This window comes from Pantoea sp. MBD-2R (assembly GCF_039134845.1).
Taxonomy (GTDB): domain Bacteria; phylum Pseudomonadota; class Gammaproteobacteria; order Enterobacterales; family Enterobacteriaceae; genus Erwinia.
In genome coordinates, this window is sequence record NZ_CP152417.1 from 2,608,400 (window position 1) to 2,624,557 (window position 16,158).

Consider the following 16,158-nt stretch of genomic DNA (forward strand, 5'->3'; position numbering starts at 1 on the left):
AAGCATAACAAGAACAGGTCATTCACCGCGGTGGCGACTCATTAAGAACCACCGGCCCAAAACCTGCAACGTCCGGGCAAGCACCTTAATCGGAAATATGAAAATACACGTTATCAGCCATGCTCTGCCTCAGGCACGTTATCAGCGTTGTCCGCAATGCGATACCCTTTTTTCCTTACCAGATGTTAAATCTAACCAGTCTGCGCACTGCCCGCGCTGCAATGCCCGTATTCTGAACGGGCGGGACTGGTCGATGACCAGACTGACCGCGATGGCGGTCACTATGCTGCTGCTGATGCCGTTTGCCTTCAGTGAACCGCTGCTGACCATCCGCCTGCTCGGCACCAACATTCGCGCCAGCCTGATGGAAGGCATAGTGCAAATGGCGCAACAGGGCAACGTGATTACCGCGTCGATGGTGGCATTCTGTACCATCGCTGCCCCTGCAACGCTGGTCGGCTCAATTGCTTACCTGTTTTTTGGCAATAAGCTTGGCATGAATTTACGGCCGGTATTATTAATGCTCGATCGGCTGAAAGAGTGGGTAATGCTGGATATTTATCTGGTCGGTATTGCCGTAGCATCGATTAAAGTCCAGGACTATGCCGACATTACGCCCGGCCCCGGGCTGGTGGCATTTATCTCGCTGGCGGTATTAAGCCTCGTCACGCTAATCCATATGAACATTGAACAGCTGTGGCACCGGTTTTATCCGCAGCCGCAGCCGCATGTCGCACCAGAACGTTTGCGGGTTTGCCTGAACTGCCATCACACCGGCTTGCCGGACGAGCGGGAACGCTGCCCACGCTGCCATACGCCGCTCTACTTTCGGCGCAATTTCAGCCTGCAAAAATCATGGGCTGCACTGATTTCGTCAATCGTGCTGCTTATTCCCGCTAACCTGTTGCCAATATCTGTTATTTATCTGAACGGCGCTCGTCAGGAAGATACCATTCTTTCCGGCATCCTTTCGCTGGCTTCAGGAAACGTTCCGGTAGCGATAGTGGTATTTATCGCCAGTATTCTGGTGCCTTTTACCAAGGTTATCGTGCTGATCACGCTGCTTTGCAGCATTCATTTTAAATGCGAACAGGGCCTGAAAACTCGCGTCCGCCTGCTGCGGGTCGTTACCTGGGTGGGCCGCTGGTCTATGCTGGATCTGTTTGTTATTTCACTCACCATGTCGCTGGTCAATCGCGATCAGCTTCTGGCTTTTACCATGGGGCCGGCTGCCTTCTATTTTGGCTCAGCGGTCATACTCACTATCCTTGCCGTTGAGTGGCTGGATAGCCGTTTACTTTGGGATGCTCATGCAACAGGAAACGCCGACTACACCGACTAACGCACGCATTAAAAGCCGGCGCAGAATTTCGCCTTTCTGGCTGCTGCCGCTTATTGCTCTGCTTATCGCAGGCTGGCTCGTCTGGACCAATTACCAGGAGCGCGGCACGACGGTTACTATTGATTTCGCAACCGCGGATGGCATTGTGCCGGGCCGAACGCCGGTGCGTTATCAGGGTGTCGAAGTGGGTCTGGTGCAGGGGATCAGCATGACTGACGATCTGCGCACTATCAAAATCAAAGCCAGTATCAAAAGTGATATGAAAGATGCGCTGCGTGAGCAGACGCAGTTCTGGCTGGTGACGCCGAAAGCGTCGCTGGCGGGCGTGTCGGGTCTTGATGCGCTGGTGGGCGGTAACTATATCGGCATGATGCCCGGTAAAGGCAAGCCGCGTGAGCAGTTCGTGGCTCAGGATACCCAGCCAAAATATCGCGTTAATACGGGTGAAATGCTGATCCATTTGCACACGCCTGATTTAGGATCGCTGAATACCGGTTCGCTGGTCTATTTCCGCAAGATCCCGGTGGGTCGCGTTTATGATTACAGCATCAACCCTGGCAATCAGGGCGTCACGGTTGATGTGCTGATTGAACGACGCTTTACCAATCTGGTGAAAAAAGAGAGCCGGTTCTGGAATGTGTCGGGCGTAAAAGCGGACGTTGGTCTGAGCGGCGCGAAAGTTCAGCTCGAAAGCCTGGCGGCGCTGGTCAACGGCGCCATCGCCTTCGATTCGCCGCAGCAGTCGCCTCAGGCCAGCAGTGAGGACAATTATCAGCTCTATCCCGATCTGGCGCATAGCCATCGCGGCGTGGTGATCACGCTGGATCTGCCTGGCGGGAAAAACCTGAAAGCAAACAGCACGCCGCTAATGTATCAGGGGCTGGAAGTCGGCACCCTGACCGCCATGAAGCTGTTGCCGAATGGCAGAGTGACTGGCGAACTGACTATCGATCCTTCAGTCACAGGATTAATGCGCACCAGCACCCGCATTGAAATGCGCAGCCCGAAAATCAGCCTGACCGATACCAGCCTCAGCAGCCTGCTTACCGGCGATACGCTTGAGCTGATCCCGGGCGAAGGCGAGCCGGAAGATCATTTTACCGTGCTGCAAAGCAATGAATCCCTGTTGCAGCAGCCCAATGCGCTGTCACTTAAGCTGACCGCACCTGAGAGCTACGGTATTGATGCTGGTCAACCGATTATGCTGCACGGTATGCAAATTGGTCAGGTCGTTAGCCGCAAGCTGAGCGAGCAAGGCGTTGATTTTGTTGTCGCACTGGGCGCTGACTTTCGTCATCTGGTGCATGGCGACAGCAAGTTCATTATTAACAGCCGGCTCGACGTCAAGCTCGGTCTGGACGGCATGGAAGTACTGGGTGCCAGCGCCAGCGAATGGGTAAACGGTGGCATTCGCCTTGAGCCGGGCAGCAAGGGCAACGTTAAGGAAAGCTATCCGCTCTATGCCAATGCCGAAAAAGCGGCGGAAGGCATTACCAGCAATCAGCTTCCGGTCACGTTGACGCTGACCGCCAACAGCCTGCCGGATATTCAGGCGGGTTCGGTAGTGCTTTACCGTAAATTCCAGGTGGGCCAGATTGTTGACGTGACACCGCGAGCAAACGAGTTCGATGTGCGCGTTCATATTAAACCGGAATACCGCAAGCTCCTCACGCCTAACAGCGTGTTCTGGTCAGAAGGCGGCGCACGGGTTCAGCTCAATGGCGCGGGCCTGACGGTACAGGCTTCTCCGCTTAACCGTGCGCTGAAAGGCGCAATCAGTTTCGATAACCTCTCTGGCGCAGGCGCAGGCCTGACCAGCAAAGACAAGCGCGTGCTGTACGATTCTGAAACCGCAGCCCGCGCCGTCGGTAGCCAGATTACGCTGCATACTTATGATGCCAGCAAGCTCTCTTCCGGTATGCCAATTCGCTATCTCGGCATCACCATTGGGCAGCTTGAATCGTTGGCGCTGAATGCGGACAAAAATCAGGTGATCGCCAAAGCGGTGCTTTACCCGGAATATGTAGAGGATTTCGCCCGTCTGGGCAGCCGCTTCTCGGTGGTTTCGCCAGAGATTTCGGCCGCAGGCGTTAATCATCTTGATACGCTGCTACAGCCCTATATCAACGTCGATCCCGGTAAAGGTCGCGCTCAACGTACCTTTGAACTACAGGAATCGACGATTACCGATGCCCGCTATCTTGATGGTCTGAATGTCGTGATGGATGCGCCGGAGGGCGGCTCGCTTTCTGTCGGCACACCGGTACTGTTCCGGGGTATTGAAGTGGGTACGGTCACCGGCACGTCGCTCGGCTCAATGGCGGATCGCGTGCAGATTACCTTGCGCATCAGTAAAAAATACCAGCATCTGGTCCGTAACAACTCGGTGTTCTGGCTGGCTTCCGGCTACAACCTGAAATTTGGGTTGATCGGCGGCGTGGTGAAGACCGGCACCTTCCAGCAGTTCATTCAGGGTGGCATTGCCTTTGCCACGCCGCCAACGGTTCCGCTGGCACCTCGGGCTTCTTCCGGCAAGCATTTCCTGCTGGAAGACGAGGAGCCAAAAGACTGGCGCAAATGGGGTACGGCGCTGCCGAATTAACCCAAAAAGAGGGCATGGTGCTGGCTTGAGGGACACAGGCTGTCCATAAAGACGCAAAAGACGGCATCCATGCCAGCTCGACACGGGCCGTCCATGGCCCGTGACGCTTTATTACCAGCCTGTGTCCCTCCCGCTTTGAGTTCATCATTCGTCTAAAAGGGGTAACTTACCGCCCCTTTTTTCTGCCCACCGCAATTGTGCTAAACTCCCCCCACTTTTTTCCTGCCGGAATTTTTCAGTGTCTTCTTCTTCACGCGTGTACTTCCCGGAACTCTTTTTAGATCAAATGCGCGACCTGCTGCCTGATGCGGCAGAGTTCGATCGGTTTATCGCCTTCAGCCAGCAACCCCTTCGCCGCAGCCTGCGGGTGAACACCTTAAAAATCAGCGTGGCGGATTTCCTGACGCTGGTTGAACCTTATCAATGGGCGCTGACGCCGATCCCGTGGTGCGAAGAAGGATTTTGGATCGCCCGTGACGATGCCGATACGCTGCCGCTGGGCAGTACCGCTGAACATCTGGCGGGACTGTTTTATATTCAGGAAGCCAGCTCCATGTTGCCCGTTAGCGCACTGTTTGCGGGCTGTCCGGCACCACAGCGGGTAATGGATGTGGCGGCGGCACCGGGCTCGAAAACCACACAGATCGCCGCCCGCATGCAGAACCAGGGCGCAATTCTTGCCAACGAGTATTCGGCCAGTCGGGTAAAAGTGCTGCATGCCAATCTCAGCCGCTGCGGCGTAAGCAATACCGCCATGACCCACTTTGACGGTCGCGTTTTCGGTCCGGCGCTGCCTGAACATTTCGATGCGGTTCTGCTTGATGCGCCCTGTTCCGGCGAAGGCGTGATCCGTAAAGATGCCGATGCGCTGCGTAACTGGTCGCCGGAAAGCACAGAAGCGATTGCCGCCACTCAACACGATCTGATTGAAAGCGCCTTTCATGCGCTCAAGCCTGGCGGCACGTTGATCTATTCAACCTGCACGCTTAACCGCAGTGAAAATCAGCAGGTGATTAGCTGGCTGTTGGAGCGTTACCCAGGCGCGGTGGAAATCGAACCCTTGCAGGCGCTGTTTGCCGGAGCCGAACGCGTCAGTACGCCAGAAGGTTTCCTGCACGTGTTCCCGCAAATTTTCGACAGCGAAGGCTTCTTTGTGGCGCGTCTGCGCAAGCTGCAAAGCATCGAGCCGCTGCCCGTCCCCGGTTATAAAGTGGGTAAGCTGCCCTTCTTACCGGTCAGACGCAAAAAAACCGAAGAGATTGCAGCCGCAGCGGCGAAATCTGGCCTGGTATGGAACGCTGACACGCACAGCCTCTGGTCACGTGATAAAGAGCTGTGGTTATTTCCTCAGGCAATCGAACCACTGCTGGGCAAAGTGCGTTTCTCTCGCATCGGCCTGAAGCTGGCGGAAACCTTCCCGAAAGGCTATCGCTGGCAGCATGAAGCGGTGATTGCCCTGGCGCAGCCTCAGGCGAAGAATCGCTTTGAACTCACCCATGCTGAAGCCGAAGAGTGGTATCGCGGACGCGATATTTATCCGGAGCGGGCGTTGCCCGCCGATGAAGTTATCGTTACCTGCCAGCAGCAGCCAGTCGGACTGGCAAAAAAGGTCGGCAGCCGGATCAAAAACAACTACCCGCGCGATCTGGTTCGTGACGGCAGGCTGTTTTCTTCCTGACCGTTATTGAACCTGTTCCAGCGTAAGCTGATTGCCGAACACGGCACCGGTATCAATATAGTGCTGGTTGAAAGCGTGTAGCGCGTTGGGCAGCGGCGTGTGACCGAAGTAGAAATCATCCGCGCCGCTAATCGGTTCGCCCTTCCCCTGCTGGATGCGCTCGATACGGGCGCGGCTCCAGACAACATCGAAAGGATCGACCGGCGCTTCCCATTCATATCTGGCCGCCGGATAGTCGGCATGTGCCACCACAATCAGCCGGTTTTTCAGCTGTAAATGAATAATCAGCGGCATCAGGCGGCAGCGGCTGAGCGCATGCTTCGCCTCAATCATCTTCATGCCTTCCAGCTTATAAAACCAGTCACCGCCGTTGCCAATCCACTGTTGATGATTGCCTTTGCTGAGCGCATTCATCGCCATCTCTTCATGATTGCCACGTACGCTACGAAACCATGGCTGAGTCAGTAGCGCCACGCAACCGGGGCTGTCCGGCCCGCGATCGATCAGGTCGCCGACGCTAATCAACAGATCCTGTTTAGCATCAAAACGCACCGTCTCCAGCCGATCCTGCAATAGCCGCAGGCAACCATGCAAATCCCCCACAATATAAATATGCCGCCAGTTTTCACCATTAAGGTATTGGTATGTCATAGTCGGATCCTGAACTGTTCACGTAAAAGGCGACGGGTAGCGCGGCTAAACAGATAAAGTGTAGTCTGTTAATAACCCTCTCATCGACAGAACGTTGGCATAACAGCGTTAATTTAAGGCGGGAGATAATCGTGGTCCTCAGTGCATAAATCAGTACGATTTTGCCAGCTGAGGACGTCGGTGTTACTGGCTTTTCAGCGCGCGGGGATTTTTTCTGAGAGAAGCGGTCCAGTTAAACTCTTTCACTTCGCTTTCTTTTGCATTAGCCGGTTTACGCGGTTTTTTTGCAATAACCGCTTTGGTGGTCTCTTTTACGACCCGATCTTTCATCACAATACGCTTGGCCTCTTTCAGGATCTCCTTTTCCTCTTTTTTAGTCGGCACATGACCTTTTTTTAGCGTCAGGGCCTTTACCTTAGCGTCTACCAGCGTTTTTTCAGCGTCGGTAAACTGGTCTATCGAAATTTCTTTCTCATTTTTCATCAGGTTGGCTCCAGCCAGAACTTACAGGCGCGATGCTCGCGAGGTGATGCTGCTCATGAGACTAGTGGTTTGACCAGAGATAAACAAGCTAAACACGCGAATTCGAAGCGGGGAGGATCGGTAGTCACCCGGAAACCGCCCGCTTCCTTTACTTTTCGCTGCAAATAACCTTAATTTATCGCACGAGACTGACGCGATTACTGCGATATTTCACCGGTGAAACGGCAAGGTTCTGCTGGAAAATCGCGCAAAAATATTGCGGCGTGTTGTAACCGCATAAGCGGCTGATTTCCGCTACCGGTAATGAGGTGGTCTCCAGCAGCTCTTTTGCCCTCGCCAGCTTTTCAGTTTGAATCGCTTTATGAATAGTCATGCCTGTTTCCAACGTAAACCTTTTATCCAGGTTAGAACGTGAGGTACCAACCGATTCCAGCACATGCTCAACGGTAATACCACGACAGGCGTTTTTACGGATAAACGACAGGGAACGAATAACCATGGTATCAATAACCGAACGGTAATCGGTTGACTGTCTGGCAATCACGCCTTCCGGCGCTATCACCACCGGCGCATCTGGCACAGCGCGCCCGGCCAGCAATCCATCCAGCAGCTTCGCCGCTGAATACCCCATTTTTTGCGTACCCTGCACCACCGAAGAGAGTGAAATGCGTGACAGGTAGCGCGTCAGTTCTTCATTATCAATGCCGATCACACACAGGCTTTCCGGTACGGCAATCCCCAGATACTCGCAGGTTTGCAAAATATGACGTGCGCGGGAATCCGTGACGGCGACGATCCCCGTTTGAGACGGCAGAGATGTCAGCCAGTCAGCCAGATTGCGCTGTGCGCTCTCCCAGGTTTGGCTGTCGGTTACCATTCCTTCAAAGATTTCGCCCGGATAACCTCGCGCGCCCGTCTGGCGCAGAAAGGCCGCCCTTCGCTCCTGTGCCCAGTGCTTATTTGCCGCGGCAGGCAAACCATAGAACGCAAATCGCTCCAGCCCCTTTTCAATCAAATGGTTTAAGGCGCAGGCTACCAGCGCTTCGTTATCGGTGGCGACGTAAGGCACGGAAGGGTAATCCTGACGGTGATGATAGGACCCGCCTACGCCAACCACAGGAACATCAATTTGACTTAGCTGCTGAGCCATTTCCACATCGTCAAAGTCTGCGATAATGCCACGACTTGAAAGGATGTTGTAATTAAAGTGATGCACGCTGAAATCTTCTTCGATATAGATATCCCAGCCACATTTTGAGGAATAAAAATATTCGCCAATACCGGCTATGATTTGCCTGTCGTAGGCTTTATTGGCATTGAAGAGCAGTGAAATTTTCGCCTGGGGTGGCGAGGCGTCATGGCTTCTGTTCATTCAGCATTCCTGACCGGCTACGGATAAGCCAATATAGTGCTTTTTTCATTCTGTCTCATCCGGGTAAGCCATGGCGCGTGCAGAGAGTGTGATCGACAAAAGAGTTTGCGCATTGTTATCGCACAAAGTGAGGGGCAGAGCAGGAAAGCGGCTCCGTCAAAAGAAAGAGCCGGGGAAACGTATTAAGACGACAGAGCTAAACGATGGCGCGGGTCTGTTGATAGAGCTGGTGAAAACGCTGTTGTCGTTGCTGATAAAACGCATGGCGTTCCGCTTGTGGCGTATAGCGATATTCCAGCGGCAGCGCCGGCAGCAAATCCTGCGGTGAAGCTGTGGGATAGCAACTCATTCTTGCCAGCCGCGCGGCGCCCAGAGCCGGCCCCACATCGCCACCGGTACGGTAGTCCAGCGCCATTCCCGTAATATCTGCCAGCAGTTGCCGCCACAAATGGCTTCGCGACCCACCGCCAATCAGGGTAACAGACTCAGGAGTCACCCCGGTAGCATGCAGCGCGGCCATGCCGTCGGCCAGTCCAAAACTTACGCCTTCGAGTACCGCCATCGCCAACGCTTCCGGCCCATGTTGATGTGTCAGCCCCCAGAAAAGCCCGGTGGCATGCGCGTCGTTATGCGGCGTACGCTCGCCGGAAAGATAAGGTAAGAAACAGGGCGAGCGCTCGTCAACGACGGCTTTCTCTGCCAGCATCAGTAAGGCCTGTACCGATGCCTGACCGGTCAGACGAGCAGCCCAGTCAAGACAGGATGCGGCGCTCAGCATCACCGACATCAAATGCCAGGTGTCAGGCAAAGCGTGGCAAAAACTGTGTACGGCCTGCTCTGGATTACTTTGAAAACCCTCACTGACCGCAAAATAGACGCCGGATGTCCCAAGAGAAAGCATCGCCTGCCCCTGACGCCAGATGCCCGCCCCTATCGCCCCGGCCGCATTATCGCCCCCTCCCGCAACCAGCGGAACCTTTGCAGGCAAATGCCAGCGCTGGCAAAGCTCGGGCAGCAGCCTTCCCGTCACCTGATTGCCTTCAAACAGCGTCGGCATCCGATCGCGATCCAGCCCGCATGCCGCCAGCAGACTGTCGCTCCAGTCGCGCTTGCCAACGTCCAGCCACATCGTCCCGGCTGCGTCTGACATATCCGTCGCGAACTGACCGCTCATTCGCCAGCGCAAATAATCTTTCGGCAGCAGCACCCGGTTAATCTGCCGAAAAACAGCCGGCTCGTGCTGCTTCACCCACAGCACTTTCGGGGCGGTAAAACCGGGCATCATTAAGTTGCCGGTAATTCGTCGTGAATCCCTCACGCTCTGTTCGAGTTGACGGCAGGCCGCAGCGCTGCGTCCATCGTTCCACAGGATGGCAGGACGCAAAACCTGCTGCGATCGTCCCATTAGTACGGCACCGTGCATTTGCCCGGTCAGCCCAATAGCGTGAACAGCCTGCAATGAATGCTGCTGCGCCAGAGAAAGCATGGCCCGATCGGCGGCCTGCCACCACATTTCCGGATCCTGCTCTGACCAGAGCGGATGAGGCCGTGAAACCGTCATCGTTTCCGTCTGGCTGGCCAGCACCTGGTTCTCATCATTTAGCAGAACCGCCTTTACCCCGGACGTACCGAGATCGATACCTATATACATGCCCTTTTCCTCTGGCGCTGCCTGGCGTTAGCGATAGATAGCCTGATTAACGATATTTTCCAGCCGCTCCTGCTGGCCGCTGCGATGCGCAGGATAAAGCGCGGCTTTTTCGCTATAGCCTGCCAGATCGTTGAGCGACAGATTACCCGCCAGGATATCCTGCCCCAGCTGGCCGTTCCAGCCCGCATAGCGCGCCTCGCGTGCCTGCTCAAGCCGCCCTTCTTCCATCAGTCTGGCGGCAATCCGCAAGCCCTGTGCCATGACATCCATGCCGCCAATATGACCATAGAACAAATCGGCGGGATCGGTGCTTTGCCGACGCACTTTGGCATCAAAGTTCAGGCCACCGGTAGTGAAACCGCCGGCTTTCAGGATCTCATACATAATCAGCGCATTTTCTTCGACGCTGTTGGGGAACTGATCGGTATCCCAGCCCAGCTGCAGGTCGCCACGGTTAGCATCTACCGAACCGAAGATGCCCAGCGCCGCCGCCGTGGCAATTTCATGTTGAAATGAGTGACCCGCGAGCGTGGCGTGATTGGCCTCGACGTTAACCCGGATCTCATTCTCCAGACCAAACTGCTTCAGGAAGCCATAGACGGTAGCAACATCGTAATCATACTGATGTTTGGTTGGCTCCTGAGGTTTCGGTTCGATCAGCAATGTGCCGGTAAAGCCGATACGGTACTTGTGCTCCACCACCATCTGCATAAAGCGGCCAATCTGTTCGCGCTCGCGCTTCAGGTCAGTATTCAGCAGAGTTTCATAGCCTTCACGCCCGCCCCACAACACGTAGTTTTCGCCGCCTAATTTTTGCGTCGCCGCCATTGCCGCGTTGACCTGTGTTGCAGCCCAGGCAAAAACTTCCGGATCCGGACTGGTTGCCGCTCCCGCACCGTAGCGGGGATGGGTAAAACAGTTTGCCGTTCCCCACAACAGTTTTACCCCCGTTTGCTGCTGTTTTTCCGCCAGCAGATCGGTGATAACCGCGAAATTATGCAGATACTCTTTCACCGAATTTCCCTGAGGCGCCACGTCGGCATCGTGAAAGCAGTAAAAGGGCACGTTCAGCTTGTCGAAAAATTCAAAGGCAATTTCCGCTTTCAGTTTGGCCTGTTCCAGCTCGCTGCCCGCCTTGAACCAGGGACGATCGAACGCGCCCGTGCCGAACATGTCCGTACCGGCCCAACAAAAGGTGTGCCAGTAGCAGGCAGCGAAACGCAGATGATCTTTCATCTTCTTACCCAGAATGATTTCATCCGGATTGTAGAAGTGAAAGGCGAGATCGTTCTGGCTGTCAGCGCCTTCGTAATCAATTTTACCCACGTGTTCAAAATATTCTTTCACCGGAAATTCCTTATTTATTCACTGTCAGGAAATAACACTATGCAAAGTCCGCTTCGCGTCTGACAATTATAAAATCTCACATTGTTATTCTGTAATATCCCATCCATGACCGGGATCACATGACAACACCAGCGTCTATTAAGCCGTTAAAATTTGACATGTGATGGTTATCATAAAAAGCAAAAAGACGGTTACGATTACCATAAATTGTAATTTCCATTGCCACCCGCCAGGCCTATGTTGGGTTCACAACAGCCCACCGTCGTTTATTTGTTGCAAAGCAGAGTATCTGCAAGATGCGGTAGCCTGCGGATAAATAAAAAGGCTCCGCCTGATTCGGTATATTTTATCAAGAGGTAACTATGGCAATATCCCCAGATATCAAAGCCAGCAACCGCTATGTCATTTCCATCACGCTGGTAGCAACATTAGGCGGATTATTATTCGGTTATGATACCGCCGTTATCTCCGGTACGGTTTCATCGCTCGATGCAGTGTTTATTTCTCCAAGGGGGCTGAGTGAATCAGCAGCGAACTCTCTGCTCGGCTTTTGCGTTGCCAGCGCGCTGATTGGCTGTATTATCGGCGGGGCCTGCGGCGGGCCGCTGAGCGCACGCTTCGGCCGTAAAAAAACGCTGATTGTCGCGGCCGTGCTTTTCTTCCTGTCCGCTGTGGGATCGGCTTTCCCCGAACTGGGCCACCGCTCCGTAGATGCAGATAACGGCGTTCCCTGGTATCTTTCCGGCTATCTCAGCGAATTTGTTATTTATCGTATCATCGGCGGTATCGGCGTTGGACTGGCATCAATGGTTTCGCCTATGTATATTGCTGAAATAACGCCGGCAAAAATCCGTGGCAGAATGGTGGCTTGTAATCAGTTCGCTATTATTTTAGGCCAGCTGCTGGTCTACTGCGTTAATTACGGCATTGCGTTATCGGGAAGTGAAACCTGGCTTAATACAATGGGCTGGCGCTTTATGTTTCTTTCCGGCGCCGTGCCGTCGCTCCTTTTCTTTGTATTGCTGTTTGCCGTACCGGAAAGCCCTCGCTGGCTGGCAACAAAAGGATTGACCGTAAAAGCAGCTGAAATTTTGGAAAAACTTGTTGGCAAAGCGCAGAGCGTGATTGAATTACGCAATATTACGCAGTCAGTGAATAATAAAAACGCCTCGCACTCTCTGTTCTCTTTTGGGATGGGTATCATTGTTATCGGTATTTTCTTGTCAGTATTCCAGCAGTTCGTGGGCATTAACGTGGTACTTTATTACGCGCCAGAAGTGTTCCGCTCAATAGGATCCAGTACGGACGTTGCGCTGCTGCAAACCATCATTGTTGGGGTAATTAATTTAATCTTTACCACTATCGCTATTATGACTGTCGATAATTTTGGCCGCAAACCGCTGCAAATTATCGGCGCATTAGGCATGGCGGTAGGGATGTTCACGCTCGGCACTGCGTTTTACAGCAAGCTTTCTGGCGTTGTCGCCTTGGGCGCAATGCTGTTTTACGTCGCCTCATTTGCCATTTCATGGGGGCCAGTATGCTGGGTATTACTGGCTGAAATTTTTCCAAACCGTATTCGCAGTAAGGCAATGTCAATAGCGGTTGCCGCTCAGTGGATTGCAAATTATCTGGTCTCCTGGACTTTCCCGATGATGGACAAAAATAGCTACCTGAATGCGCACTTCAATAATGGCTTTGCTTACTGGCTGTATGGCGTAATGGGCCTGATGGCCGCACTGTTTATGTGGAAATTTGTGCCGGAAACGAAAGGGAAATCGCTGGAAGAGCTGGAAGAGCAATGGCAAAAACCCGCGCCGGAACGCCTTAGCGAGGCCACCGTGAAAGATTAATATTTATCAGGGTAGTGTCCGGTCAAATCGCCGGGGCCATGCATGAATGGGCCCCGGCATCAGGCTAATCCTTTTCGTAAGGATCCTGTTTGTCGTCTTCACTGTCATCCCGGTGGCGAGGGATTTCTCCATGCTGATCGGGAGCGTCCTTCGCCGGATGGTCGTCTTCTTCATAAGGATTTCCCGCCGAAGGTGCCGCCTCCGGCAAGCCTTTATGTACATCACCCTCTTCTTTACGTTTTTCGTTTGCTTTTTTTTCTGACATCTTCCTCTCCTTTTATTTCCAGTCTGTTAAGTGTAGTTGAGGAATTTTTAAGCCGTAAAATAGCCAACATGCTGTTATCAGCTCTGCTCACGTTTGATTTTCAGCGCAGGTCATTAAAAACGCGTGAGTGATGCAAAACCCACTATCTGTAACACATTAATAATAAAGCTTTAATTTATTAATTCTATAATATTGCTTTGTACAATCTGAAAAAAGCTGTACAAGTATAAGAAACATGCTTCACCGGGCCTTATACGCGCCCGGACAACTTTTGATCAGCAGAGGAATGACGCATGCAGCAGAATGGATATCATGCCTTATCGGTTAACAAGATGGCCCATTACTTTAGCAGCGCTTCCCTTCCTTCTCAGCAGGAAACGTTGGGGAGTATCGTTGTTGAAATTTTGCGAGCAGGAAAGTACCTCAACCTTAAATCTGTCTGCACTAAACTTTTGCGTCGTCTGGAAGTTGCCCGCAGTGCAGAAGAAGAGAAACATTACCAGGAGCTGATTCGCCTGTTATTTACGCAATATGCGTAAAACTATTTGCCCCGCGGCTGGCAGGTGCCGGAGTCACTGGGTGATCAACCACTATCCTCGTAAGCAGAGCTCCCCGGCGCTGATGTCAGCGAAATCGCAGCGATGCGGTGCATTTAACATTTTTTCTGCCGTTGTATAAACTTAGTAACTTTCTGAATCTGTATATCGCAGGGAGTTATTATGATTGATCATCTGGACCACCTTGTACTGACGACACGCGACATCGCTTCATGCACGGATTTCTATACGCGCATCCTGGGTATGGAGAGAATCGGCTTTGGCGAAAATCGCCAGGCCTTCATGTTTGGCTCGCAAAAAATTAATATTCATGAATACGGGAAAGAAATTAATCCGAAGGCGCACCTGCCCGTTCCCGGTTCGCTGGATCTGTGCTTTATCTGCTCTCAGCCGCTTGAAGCGGTCATCGCTCACCTGAAAGCGACAAATACTGACATCATTGAAGGCCCGGTTAAGCGTACTGGTGCCCGGGGCAACATCACCTCTGTTTATGTGCGAGATCCTGATTTAAATCTAATAGAATTGTCACGTTACGATGAACAGCAGTCTTAACAGAGGCCGGGGAGCATAATTTTTTACCGCTTCTATTCCCAGAGCGCTAAGGTTACGCTCAGGCAAGCCGATAACCTCAACCTGGAGGCAGTATTGCCTTATTAAGCTTAAACTCTCTCAGGTTGAGGTGTGCATGAACATTACGCAGCGTCTTTTTTTAACATTTGCTATGCTGGCCCTGGCGTTATGCAGCCTGGCCTTTGTTTCGTTCTCGATCATATCCGGCTTTCAGTCGCGATTTGAATACGTGCAAAACAATACTATCCCAAGCATTAAGGATCTTAACAAATCAATCAGTGCAGCCAGCAGTCTGGGCATCTTGCTTTATAAACATCAGTCCGTAATTAATGATGAAAAATTCCCCGAAGCTGAACAGAATATTAATAACGTTCTGGACGAGTTAAAGAAACTCACTGATTATTATAAAAATAATGATATTTCCAGTGAGGAAGACAGCCAAATCACTAATCAGGTTTATCAGGATATTGATGCCGTTCGTGCCGCGCTGCCTGCGTTTTTGGAGGCGTCACGTGCTCATAATCATGCTTTGACAATAGCCCTGCTTCAGGGCGATACCGGCATCGGCAAGGCCGGCAGAAAACTGGCAGCCGACTTAAACAAACAGATTGAATTGAATATCGAAATTGGTAACGCGCTGAAAGGCCAGAACCAGGAGATTTATACCAAAACCATCTGGATTATGTCCGTCAGTGTGGCATTCATTATTATTTTATTAAGCTTCTTTGCGATCAGAACCATTACCACCATCAGGAAAAGCTTAATTAATATTGAAAATACCATGCTAGAGGTGAGCAGTAGTCTTGATTTGACCCGTCGGGCTGATGACACTAAACAGGATGAGATCGGTAAAACCGCATCTGCTTTTAATAAGCTCCTTGGCAAATTTTCTGAGACATTATCATCCGTTAACAGCTCTGCTTTGTCGGTCAGTACCGGCTCATCGCAGATTGCTGCGGGTAACGAAGACCTCTCTTCACGTACTGAAGAACAGGCTGCCTCGCTTGAACAGACGGCTGCCAGCATGGCGGCACTCAGTGAGACGGTTAAAAGCAACTCGCTCAGCGCAGATGAAGCCAGCACGCTGGCTAATACCGCCAATAATCTTTCCGTTGAGAACGGTGCCTCCGTTAAGGCGATGCTGCTGACGATGAACGATATCCGTACAAGTTCAGGCCAGATTTCGGAAATTACCGGCCTGATTGAGAGTATCGCTTTCCAGACCAATATTCTGGCGCTTAACGCTGCGGTTGAAGCAGCAAGAGCCGGCGAGCATGGACGTGGCTTCGCCGTCGTGGCCAGCGAGGTGCGTAACCTGGCACAGCGATCTTCCTCTGCCGCCCGTGAGATTAAAGGATTGATCACTACCTCTGTACAGCATGTAGAGAACGGCACGGCTCAGGCTGCTAACGTGGGTGAGAACTCAGAAAAAGTAACCGAATCCATCAAGCAGGTAGCAACGATTGTGAACGAAATAGCCAGTTCTGCTACCGAGCAGAGCCGTGGCATTGAACAGGTGCATCAGGCCATTGGTCAGATGGATGAAGTGACCCAGCAGAACGCCGCGCTGGTTGAAGAGGCTTCTTCCGCTTCTCATTCACTCCAGAATCAGGCCGAAAATCTCAGTAAACTGGTGTCATCGTTTAAATTGATGTCTGAAGTATATGGTAATCATCAGGCTGAAAAACCCGTTAAGCAGCCGGTAAAACGTCCGGCAAAACCAGTTATCTCGACACAGGATGAAAGCTGGGAAAGTTTCTAATCGGTAAAAAAGGTGCTGTTTACCC

13 protein-coding genes are annotated in these 16,158 nt (G+C 52.4%); 7 read left to right on the forward strand and 6 right to left on the reverse strand.

Features of this window, described 5'->3' with window-relative positions; genetic code table 11:
* Window positions 1–97: 97 nt before the first annotated feature.
* From yebS to rsmF, 3 genes are all read left to right on the forward strand, one after another.
* Window positions 98–1,342, forward strand: a complete 1,245-nt coding sequence (yebS, locus tag AAGQ96_RS11970) for a membrane integrity lipid transport subunit YebS (protein WP_342753651.1) — start codon at window positions 98–100, stop codon at window positions 1,340–1,342.
* The gene (locus tag AAGQ96_RS11975; RefSeq protein ID WP_147198365.1) at window positions 1,311–3,944 is read left to right on the forward strand and encodes a PqiB family protein; all 2,634 of its coding nucleotides are present in this window, start codon (window positions 1,311–1,313) and stop codon (window positions 3,942–3,944) included. The genes yebS and AAGQ96_RS11975 overlap by 32 nt, the downstream gene beginning before the upstream one ends.
* 286 nt (window positions 3,945–4,230) lie before the next feature.
* Window positions 4,231–5,622: a 16S rRNA (cytosine(1407)-C(5))-methyltransferase RsmF gene (rsmF, locus tag AAGQ96_RS11980; RefSeq protein WP_342755555.1), complete on the forward strand. Its 1,392-nt coding sequence runs from the start codon at window positions 4,231–4,233 to the stop codon at window positions 5,620–5,622.
* A gap of 3 nt (window positions 5,623–5,625) precedes the next feature.
* Here rsmF and AAGQ96_RS11985 read toward each other — a convergent pair whose 3' ends face one another.
* The 5 genes from AAGQ96_RS11985 to xylA all read right to left on the reverse strand — a co-directional run bounded on the left by AAGQ96_RS11985 (window position 5,626) and on the right by xylA (window position 11,126).
* Window positions 5,626–6,273, reverse strand: coding sequence for a metallophosphoesterase (locus AAGQ96_RS11985; RefSeq protein ID WP_342753652.1), 648 nt, complete (start codon window positions 6,271–6,273; stop codon window positions 5,626–5,628).
* A 183-nt stretch (window positions 6,274–6,456) separates the two neighbouring features.
* Window positions 6,457–6,756 (reverse strand): hypothetical protein, encoded by a 300-nt coding sequence (locus AAGQ96_RS11990; RefSeq protein ID WP_342753653.1) that lies wholly within the window; start codon window positions 6,754–6,756, stop codon window positions 6,457–6,459.
* A 175-nt stretch (window positions 6,757–6,931) separates the two neighbouring features.
* Window positions 6,932–8,128: a XylR family transcriptional regulator gene (locus AAGQ96_RS11995; protein ID WP_342753654.1), complete on the reverse strand. Its 1,197-nt coding sequence runs from the start codon at window positions 8,126–8,128 to the stop codon at window positions 6,932–6,934.
* Window positions 8,129–8,324: 196 nt separating this feature from the next.
* The gene (xylB, locus tag AAGQ96_RS12000) at window positions 8,325–9,779 is read right to left on the reverse strand and encodes a xylulokinase (protein ID WP_342753655.1); all 1,455 of its coding nucleotides are present in this window, start codon (window positions 9,777–9,779) and stop codon (window positions 8,325–8,327) included.
* Window positions 9,780–9,806: 27 nt separating this feature from the next.
* Complete coding sequence (xylA, locus tag AAGQ96_RS12005) at window positions 9,807–11,126, reverse strand: xylose isomerase (protein ID WP_147198370.1); 1,320 nt, start codon at window positions 11,124–11,126, stop codon at window positions 9,807–9,809.
* 362 nt (window positions 11,127–11,488) lie between these two features.
* On the opposite strand from xylA, the gene xylE reads away from it, so the two are divergent.
* The gene (gene xylE, locus AAGQ96_RS12010; RefSeq protein WP_342753656.1) at window positions 11,489–12,979 is read left to right on the forward strand and encodes a D-xylose transporter XylE; all 1,491 of its coding nucleotides are present in this window, start codon (window positions 11,489–11,491) and stop codon (window positions 12,977–12,979) included.
* Between the two features lie 64 nt (window positions 12,980–13,043).
* Here xylE and AAGQ96_RS12015 read toward each other — a convergent pair whose 3' ends face one another.
* Window positions 13,044–13,244, reverse strand: a complete 201-nt coding sequence (locus AAGQ96_RS12015) for a hypothetical protein (RefSeq protein WP_147198372.1) — start codon at window positions 13,242–13,244, stop codon at window positions 13,044–13,046.
* Window positions 13,245–13,537: 293 nt separating this feature from the next.
* On the opposite strand from AAGQ96_RS12015, the gene ycgZ reads away from it, so the two are divergent.
* The 3 genes from ycgZ to AAGQ96_RS12030 all read left to right on the forward strand — a co-directional run bounded on the left by ycgZ (window position 13,538) and on the right by AAGQ96_RS12030 (window position 16,133).
* Window positions 13,538–13,783 (forward strand): regulatory protein YcgZ, encoded by a 246-nt coding sequence (gene ycgZ, locus AAGQ96_RS12020; RefSeq protein ID WP_147198373.1) that lies wholly within the window; start codon window positions 13,538–13,540, stop codon window positions 13,781–13,783.
* Between the two features lie 180 nt (window positions 13,784–13,963).
* A complete protein-coding gene (locus AAGQ96_RS12025) occupies window positions 13,964–14,353 on the forward strand; it encodes a VOC family protein (RefSeq protein WP_342753657.1) in 390 nt (129 codons plus the stop codon).
* Window positions 14,354–14,486: 133 nt separating this feature from the next.
* Window positions 14,487–16,133 carry a methyl-accepting chemotaxis protein gene (locus AAGQ96_RS12030; protein WP_342753658.1) on the forward strand — a complete coding sequence of 549 codons (1,647 nt, stop codon included), beginning with the start codon at window positions 14,487–14,489 and terminating at the stop codon, window positions 16,131–16,133.
* Window positions 16,134–16,158 lie beyond the last annotated feature (25 nt).